2 protein-coding genes and 1 pseudogene are annotated in these 22,045 nt (G+C 73.4%); all 3 read right to left on the reverse strand.

All coding sequences use genetic code 11. The annotated features are described in order from the left end of the window. On the reverse strand, positions 1-9,309 hold a 9,309-nt coding region (locus ACFV2X_RS53385), incomplete at its 3' end, for a type I polyketide synthase (RefSeq protein WP_385631070.1). A gap of 132 nt (positions 9,310-9,441) precedes the next feature. After that, entirely contained in the window at positions 9,442-10,497 is a 1,056-nt protein-coding gene (locus ACFV2X_RS53390) for a DegT/DnrJ/EryC1/StrS family aminotransferase (protein WP_385631069.1), read from the reverse strand. 112 nt (positions 10,498-10,609) lie between these two features. Next, positions 10,610-22,045, reverse strand: a pseudogene (locus ACFV2X_RS53395) (type I polyketide synthase); the annotation flags it as partial.

A 22,045-nucleotide genomic window follows, 5' to 3' on the forward strand; every position in this document is an offset into this window, starting at 1 on the left:
CTGACGAATCACCCGCTGCTGCGACGGACCATTCGGCGCCGTCAAACCATTCGACGCACCATCCTGATTCACCGCCGAACCACGCACCACCGCCAATACCTCATGCCCAAGGCGACGGGCATCCGACAACCGCTCCAACACCAGCATGCCGACGCCCTCCGACCAGCCGGTGCCGTCGGCGGCGTCGGAGAAGGACTTGCAGCGGCCGTCGGAGGCCAGGCCGCCCTGGCGGTCGAAGTCGACGAAGGTCTCCGGGGTCGCCATGACGGTGACGCCGCCCGCGAGCGCCAGCGAACACTCCCCCGACCGCAGGGCCTGCGCGGCCATGTGCACGGCGACCAGCGAGGACGAGCATGCGGTGTCTATGGTGACGGCCGGGCCCTCGAGGCCGAGGGTGTAGGCCACCCGGCCCGAGGCCACGCTGCCGGACGTACCGTTGACCACGAAGCCGCGCAGGGCCTCGGGCAGGCCGTCGCCGGCCACCGGGTAGTCGTGGTACATCACACCGGCGAACACACCGGTGGCGCTCCCCTTGAGCGTCAGCGGGTCCATCCCTGCCCGCTCCAGGGCCTCCCACGACGTCTCCAACAGGAGCCGTTGCTGCGGGTCGATGGCGAGCGCTTCGCGCGGGGAGATGCCGAAGAAGCCCGCGTCGAAGTCGCCCGCGTCGTACAGGAACCCGCCCACACGGGCGAAGGACACCTCGGGCAGGGACCAGCCCCGGTCGTCGGGGAAGTCGGAGATGCCGTCGCGGCCGTGGGCCGTCAGCTCCCACAGCTCCTCGGGGGAGCTCACCCCGCCCGGATAGCGGCAGGCCATCCCCACGATGACGATCGGGTCCCCGGTCACGGCGGGGGCTGCGGCCACCTGCCGGGTGACGGTGGTGCCCTGGCTGCGCGCGCACAGGAAGTCCGCGACGGCCGCGGGGGTGGGGTAGTCGAAGATGAGGGTGGTGGGCAGCCGTACGCCCGTGGTCTCGGTGAGCTGGTTGCGCAATTCCACCGAGGTCAGCGAGTCCAGTCCGAGGTCCTGGAAGGTCAGCGACGGATCCACGGCCTCGGCGGAGGGATGCCCGAGCACCGCGGCGACCGCGGCCCGTACCAGCCGGGACACCGCATCGGCGAGGTCGGCCCCCGTCAGCCCGGCCGGCTCGGCCAACGGGTCGGGCCCCGCGCCCGGCGTGCCGGCCGCCACCGCCCGCCGTACCGGGGCGGGCACCAGTGCGCGGAAAGCGGCGGGCACGGTGCCCCGGGCGCGCAGCGCCGCGCGGTCCACCTGGGCCGCGACGACCGCCGGTTCACCCGCGGTCGGCGCGGCGTCGAACCAGGCCAGCCCCTGGTCGACGGTGAGCGGCGGCAGGCCGGCCCGCGCCATGCGGCGCATCTCGGCGTCCGTGAGGGTGCTCGTCATACCGCTGCCCTGCGGCCACGGCCCCCAGGCGATGGCCAGGCCCGGCAGCCCCTGGGCGGCCCGCCGCCGTACGAGGGCGTCAAGGAACGCGTTCGCCGCGGTGTAGCTGCCCTGCCCGGCGTTTCCCAGGACGCCGAACACCGAAGAGAACACGACGAACGCGGTGAGGTCATGGCTCCGGGTGAGCTCGTGCAAATGCCACGCACCGGCCGCCTTCGGCCGGAACACCGTGTCCAGTCGCTCCTCGGTCAGCGCCTCGACCAGCCCGTCGTCGAGCACACCGGCGGCGTGCACCACACCGGTCAGCGGATGTGTCGCCGGGATGTCGCCGATCAGCCGGGCGACGGCGGCGCGGTCCGAGACATCGCAGGCGACGACGGAGACCTCGGCGCCCAGCCGGGTCAGGTCCGCCACCAGGTCGTCGGCGCCTTCGGTGGCGCGGCCACGGCGTCCGGCCAGGACGAGATGGCGTACGCCGTGCGCATCGGCCAGGTGTCGGGCCACCTGGGCGCCCAGCCCGCTCAGTCCGCCCGTGACCAGTACGGTGCCGTCGGTGTCCCAGACGGCCTCCCGGCGGGACTCGGCGGCAGGCTCCGAGGGGCGCACGGGGGTCAGCCGGGGCGTCAGCAGGCGGCCTACGCGTACGGCGAGCTGCGGTTCGTCCAGCTCCAGTGCCGCGCGCAGCGGCCCGGCCGTGGGCGGGGTGTCCGTTCCGTCCAGGTCCAGCAGGACGAAACGGGCGGGGCTCTCCTGCTGCGCGGAGCGGACCAGCCCCCACACCGCCGCGCCCGCCAGATCGGGCGAGGTGTCGATATCCGTCGCGACCGCGCCCCGCGTCACAAACACCACCGCGGGCGTGTTCTCGGGCCCGTCCGCGTCTCGCAGATCCCGCTGCAACCGGTCGAGCACCGCCGACGTGGCGGCGCGGACCGCGTCGAGCGCGTCGTCCTCGGCCGCGGCCCCAGCCGGTACGGCGACCGGGACCAGGACCACATCCGCCGGTGCCGTCGCCTCGTCGACCACGGTCTCGCCCGCCGAGCGCAGCGCGTCGGCCAGCCCCCAGCTGTCCGGGCCGGCCACCGCCCACCGACGGGCCCGACCGTCCTCCGCCGACGGCACCGCGTCCACAGGCGCCCAAACCAGGCGCAGGAGCGGTTGCCCGGCCCGGCCGCCACCGTCGGGCGTGTACGGGAGGAGGGCCAGCGAGCGTACGGAGGCCACCACTCGGCCCTCCGTGTCGGCGACGGTCAACATGACCGCGTCGTCGCCCTCCCGGCTCATCCGGACCCGCAGCACAGAGGCGCCCGAGGCGTGCAGCGACACCTCCGTCCAAGCGAACGGCAGCCGTCCGCCTTCGGAGTCGTCGAGCCCGGTGTACGACACGATGTGCAGCGCGGCGTCGAGCAGGGCCGGGTGCAGCCCGAACGCGGCGGCGTCGCCCGCGATGTGCTCGGGCAGCGCTACCTCGGCCAGTACGGCGTCCTCGGTCCGCCAGAGCGCGCGCATGCCTCGGAACGCCGGGCCGTAGTCGAATCCGGCCGCGCTCCGCCGCTCGTAGAAGCCGTCGAGGTCGAGCGGCACGGCGTCGGCCGGTGGCCAAGTCCGACCGTACGCCCACTGATCGGCCGCGCCGGGCTCCTCGGCCGGGACCGGCTCGCCCGGCCGCGCAGGCGCGCCGGGCGCGAGCACGCCGGTGGCATGCTGGACCCACGGCGCGTCGGGTGCGTCGTCGGGGCGGGAGTAGATCCCCAGGGTCCGGCAGCCGGTGTCGTCGGGCGGGCCGAGAGCCACCTGGACGGGGATGCCGCGGTGTTCGGGCAGCGCCAGCGGCGCGGTCAGGGTGAGTTCACGCACCAGGCCGCAGTCGGCCTCGTCACCCGCCCGGACCGCCAGCTCCACGAAGCCGGTGCCGGGGAAGAGCACCTGTCCGGCCACCACATGGTCGGCCAGCCAGGGTTGGGCGGTCGTCGACAGGACGCCCGTGCACAGCAGCCCTCCAGTGTCCGGGAGTCGCACGACCGCGCCCAGCAGCGGGTGTTCCGGCCGGTCGAGGCCCGCCGACGCGACATCGGCCGCTCCTGCCGTCCGCCCGGCCCAGTAGCGCTCGCGCTGGAACGCGTACGTCGGCAGCTCCACCCGCCGCGCTCCGGTCCCGGCGAACAGGGCGGGCCACCGTACGGGGACACCGTGCGCGTGCAGACGGGCCGCGGCGGTCACGACGGCGGTGTCGTCGTCCTCGCCGCGGTCCGTACGGAGCATCGGCACCGCGGTGACGCCCGGCAGCTCGGCGAGCTTGTCCCCGGTGAGGGCTGTCAGTGTCGCGTCGGGGCCCAGTTCCAGGAACACCCGGGACCCGGCGGAGGCGGCTGCGGCGATCGCCGCGGCGAACCGCACCGGGCGTACGACATGGTCCACCCAGTAGTCCGGTGTGCTGATCCACGCCGCGTCGACCATCTCGCCGGTGACCGTCGAGACGATGGGGACGCGCGGCTCCTGGAAGGCCAGCCGCTCGACGGCCGTCCGGAAGTCCGCCAGCATCGGGGCCATCAGCGGGGAGTGGAACGCGTGGCTGACCCGCAGCCGCGTGGCCTTCCGGCCCCGCGCCTCGAAGCGGGCCGCGATGTCCGTCACGGTCTCCTCGTCGCCGGAGAGGACCACCGAGGACGGGCCGTTGACCGCGGCGAGTTGCGCGCGGTCGGCGTGGTCCGCGAGCAGCGGCTCCACCTCGTCCTCGGCCGCCCGCAGCGCCACCATGGCCCCGCCCTCGGGCAGCGCCTGCATCAGTCGGCCACGCGCGGCCACCAGGGCACATGCGTCGCCGAGGGAGAGCACACCGGCGATATGCGCGGCGGCGATCTCTCCGATCGAGTGACCGACCAGGAGGTCGGGGACGATCCCCCAGGACTCGACCAGCCGGAACAGCGCCACTTCGAGCGCGAACAGCGCGGGCTGCGCGTACTCCGTACGGTCGAGCGCATCGGTGTCCGCGCCGAACATCACCTCGCGCAGCGGCCGGCCCAGCTCGCCGTCCAGCAGCGTGCACACCTCGTCGAGTGCGCGGGCGAACACGGGGAAGCGGTGGGCGAGCTCGCGGCCCATGCCGATGCGCTGCGCGCCCTGACCGGCGAACAGCAGTGTCAGGGGCCCCGCGCTCGCGGCGACGCCCCGCGCCGCCTCCACCACGCCGTCCGGCGTGGACAGCAGCACCGCGCGGTGCTCCAGCTGAGCGCGGGTCGTGGCGAGGGAGTAGCCGATGTCGGGCGCCGGGGCGCGGGTGTCGGCGAGGAAGGAGTGCAGCCGGTCGAGCTGGGCCCGCAGCGCGGCGTCGGTCCGTCCCGACACCGGCCAGGGCACTACGCGGGGGGCGGCTTCGGGTGTTGTGTCCGGGGGCGCGAGCTCCGCGGCGGTGGCCGGTGGCGGCTCGTACGGTGCCTGCTCGACGATGACATGGGCGTTGGTGCCGCTGATGCCGAACGAGGACACGCCCGCGCGGAGCGGCCGTTCCGCCTCCGGCCACGACGTCGGCTCGGTCAGCAGCTCCACCGTGCCCGCCGTCCAGTCCACATGCGAGGACGGCGCGTCCACGTGCAGTGTTCTGGGCAGCGTGCCATGGCGCATGGCCATGACCATCTTGATGACGCCCGCGACACCCGCCGCGGCCTGGGTGTGTCCGATGTTGGACTTGATCGACCCCAGCAGCAGCGGACGTGTCGCGTCCCGGCCCTGGCCGTAGGTGGCGAGGATCGCCTGCGCCTCGATGGGGTCACCCAGCCTGGTGCCGGTGCCATGTGCCTCGACGGCGTCCACGTCCGCGGGGACGAGTCCCGCTCCGGCCAGCGCCTGGCCGATGACCTGCTGCTGGGACACGCCGCTCGGCGCGGTCAGTCCGTTCGACGCGCCGTCGGAGTTGACCGCCGAGCCGCGCAGCACCGCCAGGATCCGGTGGCCGTTGCGGCGGGCGTCCGACAGCCGCTCCAGCACCAGCATGCCCACGCCCTCGGACCAGCCGGTGCCGTCGGCGGCCTCCGCGAACGCCTTGCACCGGCCGTCCTCGGACAGCCCGCCCTGTTTGGCGAACTCCACGAAGATGCCGGGCTCGGACATCACGGTGACGCCACCGGCCAGGGCCAGCGAGCACTCGCCGCCGCGCAGCGACTGGGCCGCGAGGTGGAGGGCCACCAGAGACGAGGAGCAGGCGGTGTCGACCGTGAGCGCCGGTCCGCGCAGCCCGAGCGTATAGGCGACCCGGCCGGACAGGACGCTGGGAGAGGTGCCGGTCAGCACATAGCCCTCGGCGTCGCCGGTCGCCTCGTGCAGCCGCGGGCCGTAGTCCTGGGCCATCGCGCCGACGAACACACCGGTCCGGCTGCCGTGCAGTGACGAGGGCGCGATCCCCGCCCGCTCGACCGCCTCCCAGGTCACTTCGAGCGCCAGCCGCTGCTGGGGATCCATGGCGAGGGCTTCCCGGGGCGAGATCCCGAAGAGCGCCGCGTCGAACCGGTCGGCGTCGTACAGGAAACCGCCCGGCCGCTGTGTGGCCAGCACCTCGGCCGCCCAGCCGCGGTCGGTCGGCATCGCGGAGACGGCGTCCACTTCGCTCGCCACCAGGTCCCACAGCGCCTCGGGGGTATCGGCCCCGCCCGGGTAGCGGCAGCCCATGCCCACGATGACCACCGGCTCGTCGGCGGGCGCGGCGATGGCCCGGGGCGGGGTCTCGCCGGTGCCGGTGGCACCGCTGGGCTCGGTGGCCAGCCGGGCGGCGATCCGGTCCGGTGTGGGGTGGTCGAACAGCGCGGTGTTGGGCAGTCGCAGACCGGTGGCGGACCTCAGCCGGGACACGAGTTCCACGGTCATGGTGGAGTCGAAGCCGAGTTGTTTGAACGTCAGGCCGGCGTCGACCCGCTCCGGTTCCGCGTAGCCGAGCACCATCGCGGTCTCGGCCCGCACCAGCCGCACCATGTCCACACGCGGCTGCCTGGCGGCCGGCTCCACGGGCGCGGGGGCCTCACCTGGTACGGGCTCTGGGGCGCCCGGGGGCGTGGCGGCGCCGTATTCGGTCATCTGACCCGCCGGTTGGCCGTCCAGCCAGTGGCGTTCCCGTTGGAAGGCGTAGGTGGGCAGCGCCACTCGCCTGCCACCGAGCTGGGCGAAGTACGCGTCCCAGCGAACCGTGGCGCCGTGGACGTGCAGTTCGGCCATCGCGGTCAGTACCGTCAGCGGCTCGTCACTGCCGGGGCGGAGTGTCCTGACGACCGCGGGGGGCGTGTCGGTGGGACCTTGAGCGTCCGCGGAGCTCGCAGAGGGCTGGTCGAGACATTCCCGGGTCATCCCGGTCAGCACCCCGTCCGGACCCAGCTCCAGGAACGCGCCGACACCCCGGTCCCGCAGGGTACGTACGGTGTCCGCGAAGCGGACGGTCTCGCGGGCGTGCCGCGCCCAGTACTCCGCGGAGCACAGCTGCTCGGCGGTGGCGAGTTCGCCGGTGAGGTCGGACACCACGGGGATCCGGGGCGCGGTGAGGGACAGCCCGGCCACGACCTGGCGGAACTCGTCGAGCATGGCGTCCATGCGGGGCGAGTGGAACGCATGGGAGACCCGCAGGCGCTTGGTTCTGCGGCCCGATTCGGCGAAGTGTGCGACGACGTCCTCGACCGCGCCCTCGTCGCCTGCGACGACCACCGACGCCGGGCCGTTGACCGCCGCGAGGGAGATCTCGTGCTCGCGACCGGCCAGCAGCGGACGCACCTCGTCCTCGGGCGCCTGGACCGAGGCCATCGCGCCACCGGTGGGCAGCTCCTGCATCAGCCGGCCGCGCGCAGCCACCAGGGCGCACGCGTCCGCGAGGGACAGCACCCCGGCCACATGGGCGGCGGCGACGGCCCCGATCGAGTGCCCGGCCACGAAGTCCGGGGTGGTGCCCCAGGACTCCAACAGCCGGGAGAGGGCCGTGTGGAGGGCGAAGAGCGCGGGCTGGGTGTAAGCGGTCCGGTCGAGCTCGGCGGCCTCAGGGGTGTCCGGCTCGGCGAACACCACATCCCGCAGCGGCCTTTCGAGGTGTCCGTCCATCAGGGCGCAGACGTCGTCCAGCGCCCGTGCGAACACCGGATACCGCCGGTACAGCTCCTGACCGGCCCCGGCCCGCTGCGAGCCCTGGCCGGAGAACAGGAACGCGGTGGCGGCGGCAGGGCGCGGCACCGAGCCCTGGATCGCGCCGCTGCCGGGAGTACCGTCGGCGAGCGCGGTCAGGGTGCGCAGTGCGCCGTCCCGGTGCCGGGCGAGGACCACGGCGCGGTGGTCGAACGTGGCCCGCGTCGTGGCCAGGGAGAAGCCCACGTCGGCCATGGCCGTCGGGCTGGTTTCCGCGCCGCCGGCCGCGTCATCCGCCCCGTCCGCGTCATCTGAGCCGTCCACGCCGCCTTGGCCGGTCACATGGGCCGCGAGCCGGGCCGCCTGGGCGCGCAGCGCGTCCGGTGTCCTGCCCGACAGCAGCCACGGCACAACGCCGGGCTCGGGGTCCTCGGGGCCCTCGCCGTCCTCGGCCGCCGTGAGGTCTGTGGCCGGTCCCGCCTCGGCGGGTGTGGCGCGTCCGAGGGGCGCGGCGTCCGATACGACGAGGTGGCAGTTGGTGCCGCCCATGCCGAACGACGACACCCCGGCCAGGACCGAGCCGTGGTGGGCGGGCCAGGGGCGCGCCGCCGTCACCACGTCGAGGCGCCACTCGTCGAACCGTATCCGCGGGTTGGGCCGCTCGAAGTTCAGGCTCGCGGGCAGGGTCCCATGGCGGAGCGAGAGCGCGACCTTCAGCAGCCCGACGATGCCCGCCGCGCCCTCCAGATGGCCGACGTTGGTCTTCGCGGAGCCGACCAGCAGTGGCTCGTCGGCGGGGCGGTCGGCCCCGTACACCGCGCCGAGGGCGGCGGCCTCGACGGGATCGCCGACGCGGGTGCCGGTGCCGTGCAGTTCGACGTACCGTACGGCGGTCGGGTCGGCGCCCGCGCGGCGGCAGGCCGCGCGCAGTACGGCCTGCTGGGCCCGCTGGTCGGGGGTGGTCAAGGCGTCGCCGGCGCCGTCGTTGTTGACCGCGCCGCCCTCGATGACGCAGTAGATCTCATCGCCGTCGGCCACGGCGTCCGCCAGCGGCTTGAGCAGGACGAGACCGCCGCCCTCACCGCGGACGTAGCCGTTGGCGCGCTCGTCGAAGGTGAAGCACCGGCCGTCCGGGGACAGTCCACCGAAGCGGGCCGCGGCCTCGGTGCTCTCGGGCGTGAGGTTCAGCTGGACACCGCCGGCCAGCGCGGTCCGTGACTCGCCGCGGCGCAGGCTCTCGCAGGCGAGGTGGACCGCGACCAGGGATGACGACTGCCCGGTGTCGACCACCAGGCTGGGGCCGCGCAGCCCGAGGAAGTAGGAGACGCGGTTGGCGATGATGCTGCGGTTCAGACCGGTGAGGGTGTGGTGGCCGATGTCCGCGACACCCCGGCGCCGGTCCATGGTGCCGTAGTCGTCCGCGGTCACGCCGACGAACACTCCGGTGTCGCTGCCGCGGACGGCGTCCGGCGGCATTCCGGCGTCTTCGAGCACCTCCCAGCCCAGCTCCAGCATGAGGCGCTGCTGCGGGTCCATCGCCCGGGCCTCGCGCGGGGAGATCCCGAAGAACTCGGCGTCGAAGCGGTCGACGTCCGCCAGGAAGCAGCCGTGCCCGCGATGGTCCGGGCCGCCGTGGCCGGGGCCACCGTCGCCGTGTTCGTGGTGGTCGTCTTCCTGGTTGGTGTTTTCCTGGTGGGCGTGTCCGTGACGGCCAGGAGGCGGCTCGGACACCGCGCTCACCCCGTCGCGCAGCAGCTCCCAGAACCGCGCGGGGTCCGGCGCGGACGGCAGCCGGCAGGACAGCCCCACCACGGCGATGGCACTTTCCCGGTGTGTACCGGGCCGGTCGGCAGGACTGGACTCGGATGGACTCAACGCTCCGCTCCCCACACACAAGTTGTCTCGTCCGGCCCCGCGCCGGACCAACACACCCGGCAGCCCGGGTCAACGCCCGTAGAACTCCACGACCTTGCCGATGATGTAGTCCTGGTCCGCCTCGGTCAGTCCGGTGTGGGTGGGCAGACAGAGGCCATCCGCGGTGAAGCGGCCGGCGTTCAAGGAGGCCCAGTCCGGATCGAAGTAGAGGGGTTGCTTGCTCATCGGCTGAAAGAACCGCCTGGTCTCGATCGACTCCTCGGCCAAAAACGCGCACAGTTCATCGCGGCGCTCGGCCAGCACGTCGTACATCCACAGCACATCCCGCGGCGGCATACGGGTGATTTCCTTGATTTCCCCGAGTCCGGCGTCGTAATACGCCTCGATCTTCCTGCGCCGGTCGAGGAATTCGTCAATCTTCTCCAGCTGCCCGAGCGCGACCGCGGCCTGCAAATTGGTCATACGGAAGTTGTAGGCCAGTTTCTTGTGCAGGAAGTCGTGCTCGGGACCGATGGCCATGCCACGCAGATGCGCCATCTGCTCGGCGAGCCTGCCGTCATCGGTCACACAGATGCCGCCCTCACCGGAGGTGATGATCTTATTGGCGAAAAGGGAGAAGCACGCCACGTCGGCGACCGGCCGGATGCCGTGCGCCTCGGCGGAATCCTCGATCACCCGCAGGTTGTACTCGAACGCGATCCGCATGATCACGTCCATATCGCAGCGGCGCCCGTGCACATGGACGGGCATGATGACCTTGGTGCGCGGCGTGATCTTGGACTCGATGAGCGCCGCGTCGATGTTCAGGTCGCTGCCGCAGTCGACGAAGACGGGCGTCGCGCCCGTGTAGGTGACCGCCCACGCGGACGCGACGAACGTGAACTCGGGGACCAGCACCTCATCGCCGGGGCCCACACCCAGGGCGCGCAGCGCCAGGGTGAGCGCGGCCGTACCCGAGGAGCAGGACACTCCGTGCGCCACTCCGTTATAGCGTGCGAATTCGCTCTCGAACTGCCGGACATAGGGCCCCGCGGCCGATATCCACCCGGAAGCGATCGCCTCGGTGACGTACTTCAATTCCGCGCCCACCAGATATGGTTTCGCGGCCTGGTATGTGAAGGTCATGCCATTCCTCATTCAGCCGTGGGGCCATGGGCGCTGCCCTTACGCCACTCTATCCGCGACCCAATGCAGAATCTCTAAGGGAAGTACCAGAGCCCTTTGGCGCAGGGTCCGGTCACCGCCCCGGAACAAGCCATTCCTCGATCGCACGCGCGGTGTCCGCCGCCTTTTCCTCGATCACCGAGAAGTGATTGGCCGCCATCGGCCGTACGGTGTGCGAGGGATCCAGCGGGGAGCTTCGCCAGCGGTCGAACTCCGACTCGGCGCCGGGGAACCCCTCCGCGCACTGGAGGAACAGGACCGGCACCGGCACCGGGTCGTACTCCAGGTGTGCGGCGATCTCGAACCAGTGGGCCATGCCGGACAGCCGCGCGCTGTGGAACTCCCCGAACTCCGACTCGCTCCGGAAGATCTGGTCCAGCAACCCGCCGACCAGGCTGCCCTGTGACTCCACCCCGGTGGGGCGGAAGGTGTCCATCATGACGACCGACTCCGGGAGGCGTCCGCCGGTCCGCTCGAGATGGCCGGTGACGGAGTAGGCGAGCGCGCCCGCCGAGGAGTGGCCGACCAGGACGTAGGGGTCGTGGTCGGCGGCCTGCTCGATGCTCGCCACCAGGGTACGGAGGGCGACCTCGGCCGTGGCGGGCAGGCTCTCCCCCGCGCCGTAACCGGGCAGCGGGATCGCCGAGACCGGCCGGGTGCCACGGAAGTGGGCGGCCAGCCGCGCGTACTGGTGCACACCGCCGTTGACGACGGTCGAGCTGAGGCAGATCAGGCGGGGCGTGGCGGGCCCGTCGGCGAGGGACACCGGCCGGGCCATATGCCGGGGGTCGTCCGGCTGGTCGTAGGTGGGCCGGATTTTGGCGATCGCCTGCAGCATATGGAATCCATCGCCCACCTTGTCCTCGACGACCGCGGTACGGAACATCCTGCTGACGGTGTCCTGCTCGCCGGACGCCCCCGTCCCCTCCCGCGAGGCCGGCTGTGGACCGGTTCCGCCGGGGCCGGCGAACTCGCGCCGTACCCAGCGGGCGAGTTCGGCGGGTGTCTTCTTGTCGAACACCAGCATCGGGGACAGTCGCAGCCCGGTCAGCGCGGTGAGCTTGTTGCGCAGCTCGATCGCGCTGAGCGAGTCGAAACCCAGCTCCAGGAAGTCGCGCTCGGGGTGGACGGACGCGGCCTCGCCGTGGCCCAGCAGGGTGGCCGCGTAGCCGCGTATCAGCTCCTCCACCGCGGTGTCCTGCTGGTCCTCGGTGAGCCCGGCGAGGCGCCTGCGCAGCCGGTCCGGACCGGTGCCGTCCGAGGTGGAGGCGGTGGCGGTACGGCGGGCCGGCGGCACCAGGGCGCGCATCAGCGGCGGCAGCTGGTCGGCGTGGGCGCGCAGGGTCGCCATGTTCATCCGGACCGGCACCGGGTTGGCGTGCCGCAGCGGAACCGCGGCGTCGAACAGGGCCAGGCCCTGGGCCACGGACAACGGTGGCAGACCGGTCCGCGCGCTGCGCCGCACCTCGGCCCCGTCCAGGGTCGCGGTCATCCCGGCGCTCTGCTCCCATGCGCCCCAGGCCAGGGAGGTCGCGGCCTGGCCGTGTGCCGCCCGGTGCGCGGCCAGGGCGTCCAGGAAGGCGTTCGCCGCCGCGTAGTTGCCCTGTCCGGCCGCGCCGCTGACTCCGGCCAGGGAGGAGAACATCACGAAGGCGGCCAGGTCCAGGTCGTGAGTGAGCTCGTGCAGATGCCACGCCGCGTCCACCTTGGGACGCAGTACGGTACTCAGCCGCTCCGGCGTCAGCGCCCCCACCACACCGTCGTCCAGCACACCCGCCGCATGGATCACCGCCGTCAGCGGATGCTCCACCGGAACCGACGCCAGCACACCCGCAACCGCGTCCCGGTCGGCCACATCACACGCCGCCACCGACACCTCGGCACCCAGCTCCGCCAACTCCGCCCGCAACTCGGCCGCACCCGGGGCGTCCAGCCCACGACGGCTCGTCAGCAGCAGTCGGCGCACTCCGTGTCCGGTCACCAGATGGCGGGCCAGTACGCCGCCGAGCCCGCCGGTCCCGCCCGTGATCAGTACGGTCCCCGTGCCGTCCCACGGCTGGGTGGCGTCCTCATCCGGGGCCAGCCGGGCAAGGCGCCCGATGCCCAGCGCGCCGTCCCGTACGACGGCCTGCGGCTCACCCGACGCCAGCAGAGCGGGCAGGTGGGCGGAGAGCACGCCGTGGTCCTCCGACGGTGTGCCGTCTTCCGCGCCGAGGTCGAGCAGGACGAACCGGCCGGGATTCTCCGTCTGCGCCGAGCGCACCAGCCCCCATGCCGCGGCGGCGGCGAGGTCCGTCACGGGTGCGCCTCCGTCGTCGGCGACTGCGCCCCGGGTCACGAACACCAGCCGGGAGTGGGTGAACCGCTCCTCCGTCAGCCACGTCCGGACCAGTTCGAGCACCTGCGCGACGGTTCGGTGGACCTCGGCCACATCCGTGAACTCCGGCGATCCGATGGCCACCGACACCGCGCCCGGCACCGACCCCAGCGCCGCCAGCGCCGCCAGTCCCGTCGCCGTGGCGTCCGTCAGCTCGACGACGTCCGTAGCGCCGTCCGCCGCCGCGCCGCCCTCGCCGCGTTGGGCGGGAATCCAGTCCAGACGGAACAGGGCGTCGCGCGCCACCGCGCCGCCGTCCTGGGCCATGGCGTCCGGCGACACCAGGCGCAGCACCAGCGAGTCCACCGAGAGCACCGGGGCTCCGGCCGGATCGGTCGCCATCAGTGCCACCGCGTCGGTGCCGACCCGGGCGAGCCGGACGCGCAGCACGGAGGCGCCGCCGGCGTGCAGCGACACTCCGTTCCAGGAGAACGGCAGCCGGCCGCCCCCGGCCGCGCCCAGGTCCACGAAGGACACCGCGTGCAGGGCGGCGTCCAGCAGCGCGGGATGCAGCCCGAATGAGGCCGCGTCCCGCGCCTCTTCCGGCAGGGCGGCCTCCACGAACACCTCGTCACCGCGCCGCCACACCGCCCGCAGCCCCTGGAAGACCGGCCCGTATGCGAATCCGTCCGCGGCGGTGCGCTCGTAGAAGCCGTCCACGTCGACGGACTCGGCACCCGGCGGGGGCCAGGCCGTGCCCTCCGGCGCGTCGGGTGTGTCGTACGGCGTCTCGTGCGGATCGCCCGGGGCCAGGGTGCCCGTGGCGTGCCGGGTCCACGGGTGGTCGGGCGCGTCGGCGGGGCGTGAGTACAGGCTCAGCTCCCGGCGGCCCGACGCGTCGGGTGCGCCCGCCCACAGCTGTACGACCGCCGTGTCCCGCTCGCCCAGGGCCAGCGGCTCGGCGAGGGTGAGCTCCTCCACGCGAGAGCAGCCGACCTGGTCGCCCGCGCGGGTCGCGAGCTCCAGGAAGCCCGTACCCGGGAAGAGCGCCGCGCCGCCCACCACATGGTCGGCCAGCCACGGGTGGGAGCCCACCGACAGGCGGCCGGTGAAGAGAACACCTTGGGAGCCCGCGAGTTCCACCTCGGCGCCGAGCAGGGGGTGCCGGGCGGGCGCCAGGCCCAGGCCGGAGGCGTCGTGGGCCGCGGGGAGCGCAGCCGACCAGTAACGCTCGCGCTGGAAGGCGTACGTCGGCAGCTCCACGCGCCGCGCGCCGCTGCCCGCGAAGAACGCCTCCCACCGCACCCCGGCACCGGCGACATACAGCCCGGCCAGGGCCGCGACGACCGAGGCCTCCTCACCGCGGTCCTTGCGGCACAGGGGCACCACGGCCGCCTCCGGGGTCCGTTCGCCGAGGATGTCCCGGGTCAGCGCGGACAGGACCGCGTCCGGACCGATCTCGACGAAGGTGTCCACGCCCTGGTCGCCCAGTCGGCGCACGGCGTCGTCGAACCGCACCGCCTCCCGTGCGTGCCGCACCCAGTGGTCGGGCGAGCCGATCTCCTCCGCCGTGGCCGGGTGGCCGGTCAGGGCGGACACCAGCGGGATCCGCGGGGACTGGTACGCAAGGGTTTCGGCGACCCGCCGGAAGTCCTCCAGCATCGGCACCATGAGGGGCGAGTGGAAGGCGTGGCTGACCGTCAGCCGCCGGGTCTTGCGGCCGTCGGCGGTGAAGCGGGCGGCGAGTTCCAGCACCGCGTCCTCGGCGCCGGCGATCACCACCGAGCGCGGGCCGTTGACGGCGGCGAGGGACATGCGGTCGGCGCTGTCGGCCAGCAGCGGTGTCACCTCCTCCTCGGTGGCCTGCAGCGACACCATGGCGCCGCCGGCGGGCAGCGCCTGCATCAGCCGGCCGCGCGCCGCCACCAGCGCGCACGCGTCGGCGAGGGACAGCACATCCGCGACATGGGCTGCCGCGATCTCACCGATCGAGTGGCCCGCCACCTGGTCCGGGGTGACACCCCAGGACTCCAGCAGCCGGAACAGTGCGACCTCGAGGGCGAAGAGCGCGGGCTGGGTGTACTCGGTCCGGTCGAGCTCGGCGGCCTCGGGGGTGTCCGGCTCGGCGAACACCACATCCCGCAGCGGCCGGTCCAGCAGGGTGTCCAGATGCGCGAACACCGCGTCCAGGGCCCGCGCGAACTCCGGGAAGCGGTCGTACAGCTCCCGGCCCATACCGGGTCGCTGTGAGCCCTGGCCCGCGAACAGGAAGGCCGTCTTGCGACCGCCACCGGCCGCGCCCCGGGCCAGCTCCGCGACCCCGTCGTCGGTGGCCAGCAGCGCCACCCGGTGTTCGAGCGCGGAACGGCTCGTCGCCAGCGAATACGCCACGTCCAGCGGCCGGAGGCCGGGGTGGTGTTCCAGGTGTGCGAACAGCCGGTCGGTCTGGGCGCGCAGCGCCTCCTCGGTGGCTCCGGAGACGAACCAGGGCGCCGGCCGGTCGAACGGCGTGGCGACGTCGCCGGGCCCGTGCTCCGGGGCCGGGGCGGGTGTCGGGGCCGGTGCCGGTGCCTCTTCGAGGATCACATGCGCGTTGGTGCCACTGATCCCGAACGACGAGATGCCCGCCCTGCGGGCCCTGTCGCCCGTCGGCCAGGGCACCGGTTCGGTGAGCAGCCGCACCGCCCCCGCCGACCAGTCGACGTGCGAGGACGGCTCGTCCACGTGCAGCGTCCTGGGCAGCGCCCCGTGCCGTAGCGCCATCGCCATCTTGATGACCCCGGCGATACCGGCGGCCGCCTGGGCGTGGCCGATGTTGGACTTGACCGACCCCAGCCACAGCGGCGCCGCCTCGGCGGGTCGACGGCCGTACGTGGCGAGCAGCGCCTGGGCCTCGATCGGGTCGCCCAGGGGCGTTCCGGTGCCGTGCCCCTCCACGGCGTCCACATCCGCGGCCGCCAGCCCGGCGTCGGCCAGGGCCTGGCGGATCACCCGCTGCTGGGACGGGCCGTTGGGAGCCGTCAGGCCGTTCGACGCGCCGTCCTGGTTGACGGCCGAACCGCGTAGGACGGCCACCACCTCATGCCCGTTGCGCCGGGCGTCAGACAGCCGCTCGAGGGCGACAAGACCCGCGCCCTCAGCCCAGCCGGTACCGTCCGCGGACTCCGAGAACGCCTTGCAGCGGCCGTCGGCGGCCAGCCCGCCCTGTGCGTTGAAGGCCAGGAACGGCCCGGGGTTGGCCATCACCGCCACGCCACCGGCCAGCGCCAGGGAGCACTCGCCCGAGCGCAGCGCCCGAGCGGCCCAGTGCAGCGCCACCAGCGACGCCGAGCAGGCCGTGTCCACCGTCACCGCGGGGCCCTCAAGACCGAAGGTGTACGACAGCCGACCGGAGATCACACTGGTGGCCTCGCCCGTGAGATAGCGGCCCTGGAGCTCCGTGGGCGGGGTGTAGCCGCTCCCGGCGGCGCCGATGAACACGCCCGTGTCGCTGCCGCGCAGACCGGCCGGGTCGACACCCGCCCGCTCCAGGGCCTCCCAGGCGACCTCCAGCAGCAGGCGCTGCTGCGGATCGGTGGCCAGCGCCTCGCGCGGGGAGATGCCGAAGAAGCCCGCGTCGAAGTGGCCGGCGGCGGAGAGGAATCCGCCCTCCCGCACGTAATCCCCCTCCAGCGGCCAGCCGCGGTCGGCGGGGAACGGGGACATCGCGTCCCGGCCGTCGGCCACCAGCCGCCACAGGTCCTCGGGCGAGGCGACGTCACCGGGGTAGCGGCAGCCCATGCCCACGATCACGATCGGGTCGTCGTCGGTGTCGCGCAGATCCGCCCGGTGGCGGCCGACGGCCACCGCGGGCGCCGCCACTTCGTACCCGTCCTCGTCGCCGTCACCGAACAGCTCGGTGAGCAGAAAGTCCGTGAGGACGAGCGGGGTGGGGTAGTCGAAGACGAGGGTGGACGGCAGGCTCAGGCCGGTGACGGCGTCCAGCACATTACGCAGTTCCACCGCGGTCAACGAGTCGAACCCGAGCTCCCGAAAGGCGCGGTCGGCGCCGATCGCGTCCGCGTCGGCGTGTCCGAGCACGGCCGCGGCCTGATCGCGGACCAGGCCGAGCAGCAACTCGGCGCGCCCGGCGTCCGGCAGGCTCTCCAGCCGCTCCCGGAACGCGGCGACCGCCGACCGCTCCCCCTGCCGTGCCGCCCGGGCCCGCTCGAGGACGCGCCGGACCTCGGGGAGCCCGGACAACAGGGGGCTGGGCCGGGCCGACAGGAAGGCGGGGGCGAAGCGCTCCCAGTCGACGTCGGCCACGGTCACGGCCGCGTCCTGCCGGGTCACCGCGTCCCGCAGCGCGCTGATGGCCAGATCGGGGGCGAGGAGGCCGAGCCCGCGCCGGAGCAGATACTCGGACATCGCTTCCTCGGTGGCCATTCCGGCCCCGGCCCAGGCGCCCCAGGCCACCGACGTGGCCGTGGCACCGCGCGCCCGCCTGGCCTCGGCCAGGGCGTCCAGATACGCGTTGGCCGCTCCGTACGCGCTCTGCCCACCGCTGCCCCACACCCCGGCGATCGAGGAGAACAGTACGAACAGGTCCAGCGGCCGGTCGCCGAGCAGGGCGTCGAGGTTGGCCGCGCCCGCCACCTTGGCGGACATGATGTCGGCGACGTCCGCGGGGCTCATCTCGCCCACCGGGACCGACCTGCCGACGCCGGCCGTGTGAACGACGCCGGTCAGCGGGGTGTCGGCGGGGATGTCGGCCAGCGCGGCGGCCAGCGCCGGGCGGTCCGCCACATCACAGGCCACGATCGAGACCTGGCAGCCCGACTCGCCCAACTCCGCCGCCAGCCGGGCCGCGCCCGGCGCGTCCGGTCCGCGGCGGCTCGTCAACACCAGCCGCTCGGCTCCGCTGCGGGCCAGCCAGCGCGCCACCTCCGCGCCCAGCGCCCCCGTGCCGCCGGTCACCAGCACCGTTCCCGTCACGGAGAAGCCGCGCTCCTCGCGCTCCGTACGGCCGGATGCCAGCCTGCGGCCGAACAGGCCGGACGGCCGGATCGCCACCTGGTCCTCGCCGTTGCCGTCGCCATCGCCCATGCCATCATCGACGGGCCCGGCGGCCAGCACCCCGGCCAGCCGCCGGGCGGCCCGCCGGTCGACGTCCTCGGGCAGGTCGACCAGGCCGCCCCAGCGCCGCGGATGCTCCAGCGCGGCCACCCGGCCGAAGCCCCACACCTGGGCCTGCGCGGGGCTCGCCACCCGGTCCGAGCGGCCGATCGACGCCGCGCCCCGGGTCACACACCACAGCGGCGCCTCGATCCCGGCGTCGCCGAGGGCCTGCACCAGGGCCACGGTGTACGCCAAGCCGACGGGCACGGCGGGATGCTCGGCAACCGGCGACTCGCCCAGCGCCAGCAGCGACAGCACCCCCGCGAAGCCCGCCCCGTCCGTGGACGTGGCCACTTCGGCGAGCCGCCCGGCCAGGGCCGTACGGTCTGCCTCACCAGCGCCGAGCTCGTCGACTTCGAAGAGAACGGCTTCGGTCCCAACGGCCGTGAGTACGGAGCTCACCCACGCGTCCTCGGCGCACCCCGCAGGCACCACCGCCAGCCAGGTCCCGGGGGCGGTGTCCATCGCCGTATCGGCCAGCGGCGTCCACACCACCCGATAGCGCCAGCCATCGACCAGCGACCGCTCCCTTCGCTGCCGTCGCCATGACGACAGCGCGGGTACGACGGGGCTCAGCGCCGCACCGTCGACGCGCAGGCTCGACGCCAGGGTCTCGACGTCCTCCCGCTCCACCGCGGTCCAGAACTCCGCGTCGGCCGGGTCCGCATGGACCGCGCCCCGGGTGTCCGCCTCCTCCTCCCCGGCCGCCTCGGGCCAGAAGCGCTCGCGCTGGAAGGCGTAGGTGGGCAACTCGACCCGGATTGCCCCGGTGTCGGCGAAGAAGGCCCGCCAGTCCACCGCCACCCCGGCGACATACAGCCGGGCCACCGCCGTGAGCAGGGCGGTCTCCTCGTCCCGGCCCCGGCGCAGCGCCGGAACCACGACCGTGTCACCGGAGCGCTCGGGCAGGCTGTCCTGCGCCATGGCGGAGAGCACGCCGTCGGGGCCGATTTCGAGGAAGGCGGTCACTCCGGCCGCGCCCATCGCGGCCACCCCGTCGGCGAAGCGGACGGGCTCGCGTACATGCCGCACCCAGTACTCGGGCGAACACACCAGTTCCGCCGGCGCGGGCGCGCCGGTGACATCGGAGACGAGTGGGATACGCGGGGCCTGGAAGGACATCCCGGCCACCACGGCCCGGAACTCCTCCAGCATGGGCTCCATCAGCGGGGAGTGAAAGGCATGGCTGACCGTCAGCCGTTTGGTCTTGCGCCCGTCGTCCGCGAACCGCGCCGCGACCCTGGACACCGCGGACTCGTCACCGGAGATCACGACCGAACGAGGGCCGTTCACCGCCGCGATCGACACGCGCTCGCCCAGATACGGGATCACCTCCTCCTCGGTGGCCTGCAGCGACACCATCGCGCCACCGGCGGGCAGCGCCTGCATCAGCCGGCCGCGCGCCGCCACCAGCGCGCACGCGTCCTCGAGCGACAACACGCCCGCCACATGAGCGGCGGCCACCTCGCCCACCGAATGGCCCGCCAGGTGGTCGGGGCGCACCCCCCACGACTCCACCAGCCGGAACAGCGCCACTTCGAGAGCGAACAGCGCGGGCTGTGCCCACCCCGTCTCGTCCAGCAGCGCGGCCTCGGCCGACCCGGCCCGCGCGAACATCACCTGACGCAACGGACGGTCCAGGTGGCCGTCGAGGTGCCCGTCGAGGTGCCCGAACACCTCGTCCAGAGCCTCCGCGAACACCGGGAACCGCTCGTACAGCTCCTGGCCCATCCCCGCCCGCTGGCTGCCCTGACCGGAGAACAGCAACCCGAGCCCGCCGCCCTGCCGCGCCACGCCCCGGGCTGCCCGCGCCACACCGTCCGGACCGGCCAGCAGTACGGCACGGTGTTCGAAGGCGGGCCGGCCCGTCACCAGCGAGAAACCGACGTCCACCGACCGGGGCCCGGTGTCGGCCAGAAGCGCGGCGACGCGCTCGATCTGGCCGTCCAGCGCCTCCTCGGTCTTCGCCGACACCGGCCACGGTACGACGCGGGGGACATGGGTCCCCGGGTCCGGCTCTTGCTTGGCCGGTGGCGCCTGTTCGACGATGACATGCGCGTTGGTACCGCTCATACCGAACGACGACACCCCGGCCCGGCGCGGGCGCCCGGGGTCCGGCCACTCGACCGGGTCGGTCAGCAGCTCCACCGCCCCCGCCGACCAGTCCACATGGGACGACGGCCGATCGATGTGCAGCGTCCTGGGCAGCGTGCCGTGGCGCAGCGCCATGACCATCTTGATCACACCGGCCACGCCCGCCGCGGCCTGGGAGTGTCCGATGTTGGACTTGATCGACCCCAGCCGCAGCGGACTGTCGGCGTCCCGGCCCTGGCCGTAGGTGGCAAGGATCGCCTGTGCCTCGATGGGGTCGCCGAGGGTGGTGCCGGTGCCGTGCGCCTCCACCGCGTCCACGTCCGACGTCGTCAGCCGGGCGTTGTCGAGCGCTTCCCGGATGACGCGCTGCTGGGCCGGGCCGTTGGGCGCGGTCAGGCCGTTGGAGGCCCCGTCCTGGTTCACCGCGGTGCCGCGGATGACAGCGAGCACCTGGTGGCCGTTGCGCTCTGCGTCGGACAGCCGCTCCAGTACGAGGATGCCGACCCCCTCCGACAGCCCGGTGCCGTCCGCCGCCTCGGCGAACGCCTTGCACCGGCCGTCCTCGGACAACCCCCGCTGAGCGCTGAAGTCGATGATCACCCCGGGGGTGGACATCACCGCGACACCGCCGGCCAGCGCCAGCGAACACTCGCCGGTCCGCAGCGACTGCACCGCCCAGTGCAGGGCGACCAGCGACGACGAGCACGCGGTGTCGAGGGTGACGGCCGGCCCCTCCAGCCCGTAGAAGTACGACAGCCGCCCGGAGGCAATGGAGCCCGAGGCCCCGTCGAGGCCGTAGTCGTGGTACATCAGCCCCATGAAGACACCGGTCCGGCTGCCCTTCAGCGAGGCCGGGTCGATCGCCGCCCGCTCGACGGCCTCCCACGAAGTCTCCAGCAACAGCCGCTGCTGCGGATCCATGTGCAGGGCTTCGCGCGGTGAGATCCCGAAGAAGCCCGGGTCGAAGTCGGCCGCGTCGTAGAGGAAACCCCCCGAGCGCGTATACGACTTGCCCGGCGTGCCCGGCTCCGGATCGTACAGCTCCGACAGGTCCCATCCCCGCCCCACCGGGTAGCCGGACGGCCGGCCGCGGTCCGTGGGAAACGCCGAGATGGCGTCGGTGCCCTCGGCGACCAACCGCCACAGCTCCTCCGGCGACGTCACCCCGCCCGGATAGCGGCAGCTCATCCCGACGATCGCGATCGGCTCCCGCTCGCCCGTCTCCAGCGCGAGCACCCGCTGACGGGTCTGGTGCAGGTCCGTCGTCACCTTCCGGAGGTATTCGAGGAGCTTTTCGTCGTCCATAGCAGCCTTCACCCGTATTCGGTCAGATGGTCGCCGGTCGTCGGCTCAGTGGAGGTCCAGCTCGTTGTCGATGAAGGCGAAGATCTCTTCCGCCGAGGACGCACCGATCCGGGATTCCACCGAGGCCGAATCGGACTCGCCACCGGTCCACTTGAGCAGCAGGGATTGCAGCCGCACGGTCACAGCGCGGCGTCGTTCGTCGTCGGACACCGAGGACAGCAGCTCTTCCAGCCGGTCGATCTCGCGGAGGGCCGGATCCGTGGTCTCGGTGTCACCGGTCAGCTGAGCCGCCATGTACCCCGCGGCGGCCTGTGCGGTGGGGTAGTCGAAGACCAAGGTGGCGGGCAGCCGGAGTCCGGTCGCCGCGTTGAGCTGATTGCGCAGCTCCACCGCGGTCAGCGAGTCGAATCCGAGCTCGTTGAAGTTACGGTCCGCCTCGACCGCGTCGGCGGAACCGTGGCCCAGAATGGCGGCGACATGGCCGCGTACCAGATTGGTCAGCAGGTCCAGCCGCTCTTGTTCGTCCAGCCCGGACAGCTGCCGCTTGAGGCCGTCGGCGTCACCGCCGCCCGCGGCCTGTCGGCTCAGCCTGCGCGACGCCGGGACCAACCCGCGCAACAGCGCGGGAATCTCACC

The sequence above is a fragment of the Streptomyces sp. NPDC059679 genome (assembly GCF_042734105.1).
In the GTDB taxonomy this organism is placed as follows: Bacteria; Actinomycetota; Actinomycetes; order Streptomycetales; family Streptomycetaceae; genus Streptomyces.

Excerpts from the sequence above, each read along its gene's own strand:
- ACFV2X_RS53390 (WP_385631069.1), bottom strand. The coding sequence starts at position 10,497 with ATGACCTTCACATACCAGGCCGCGAAACCATATCTGGTGGGCGCGGAA.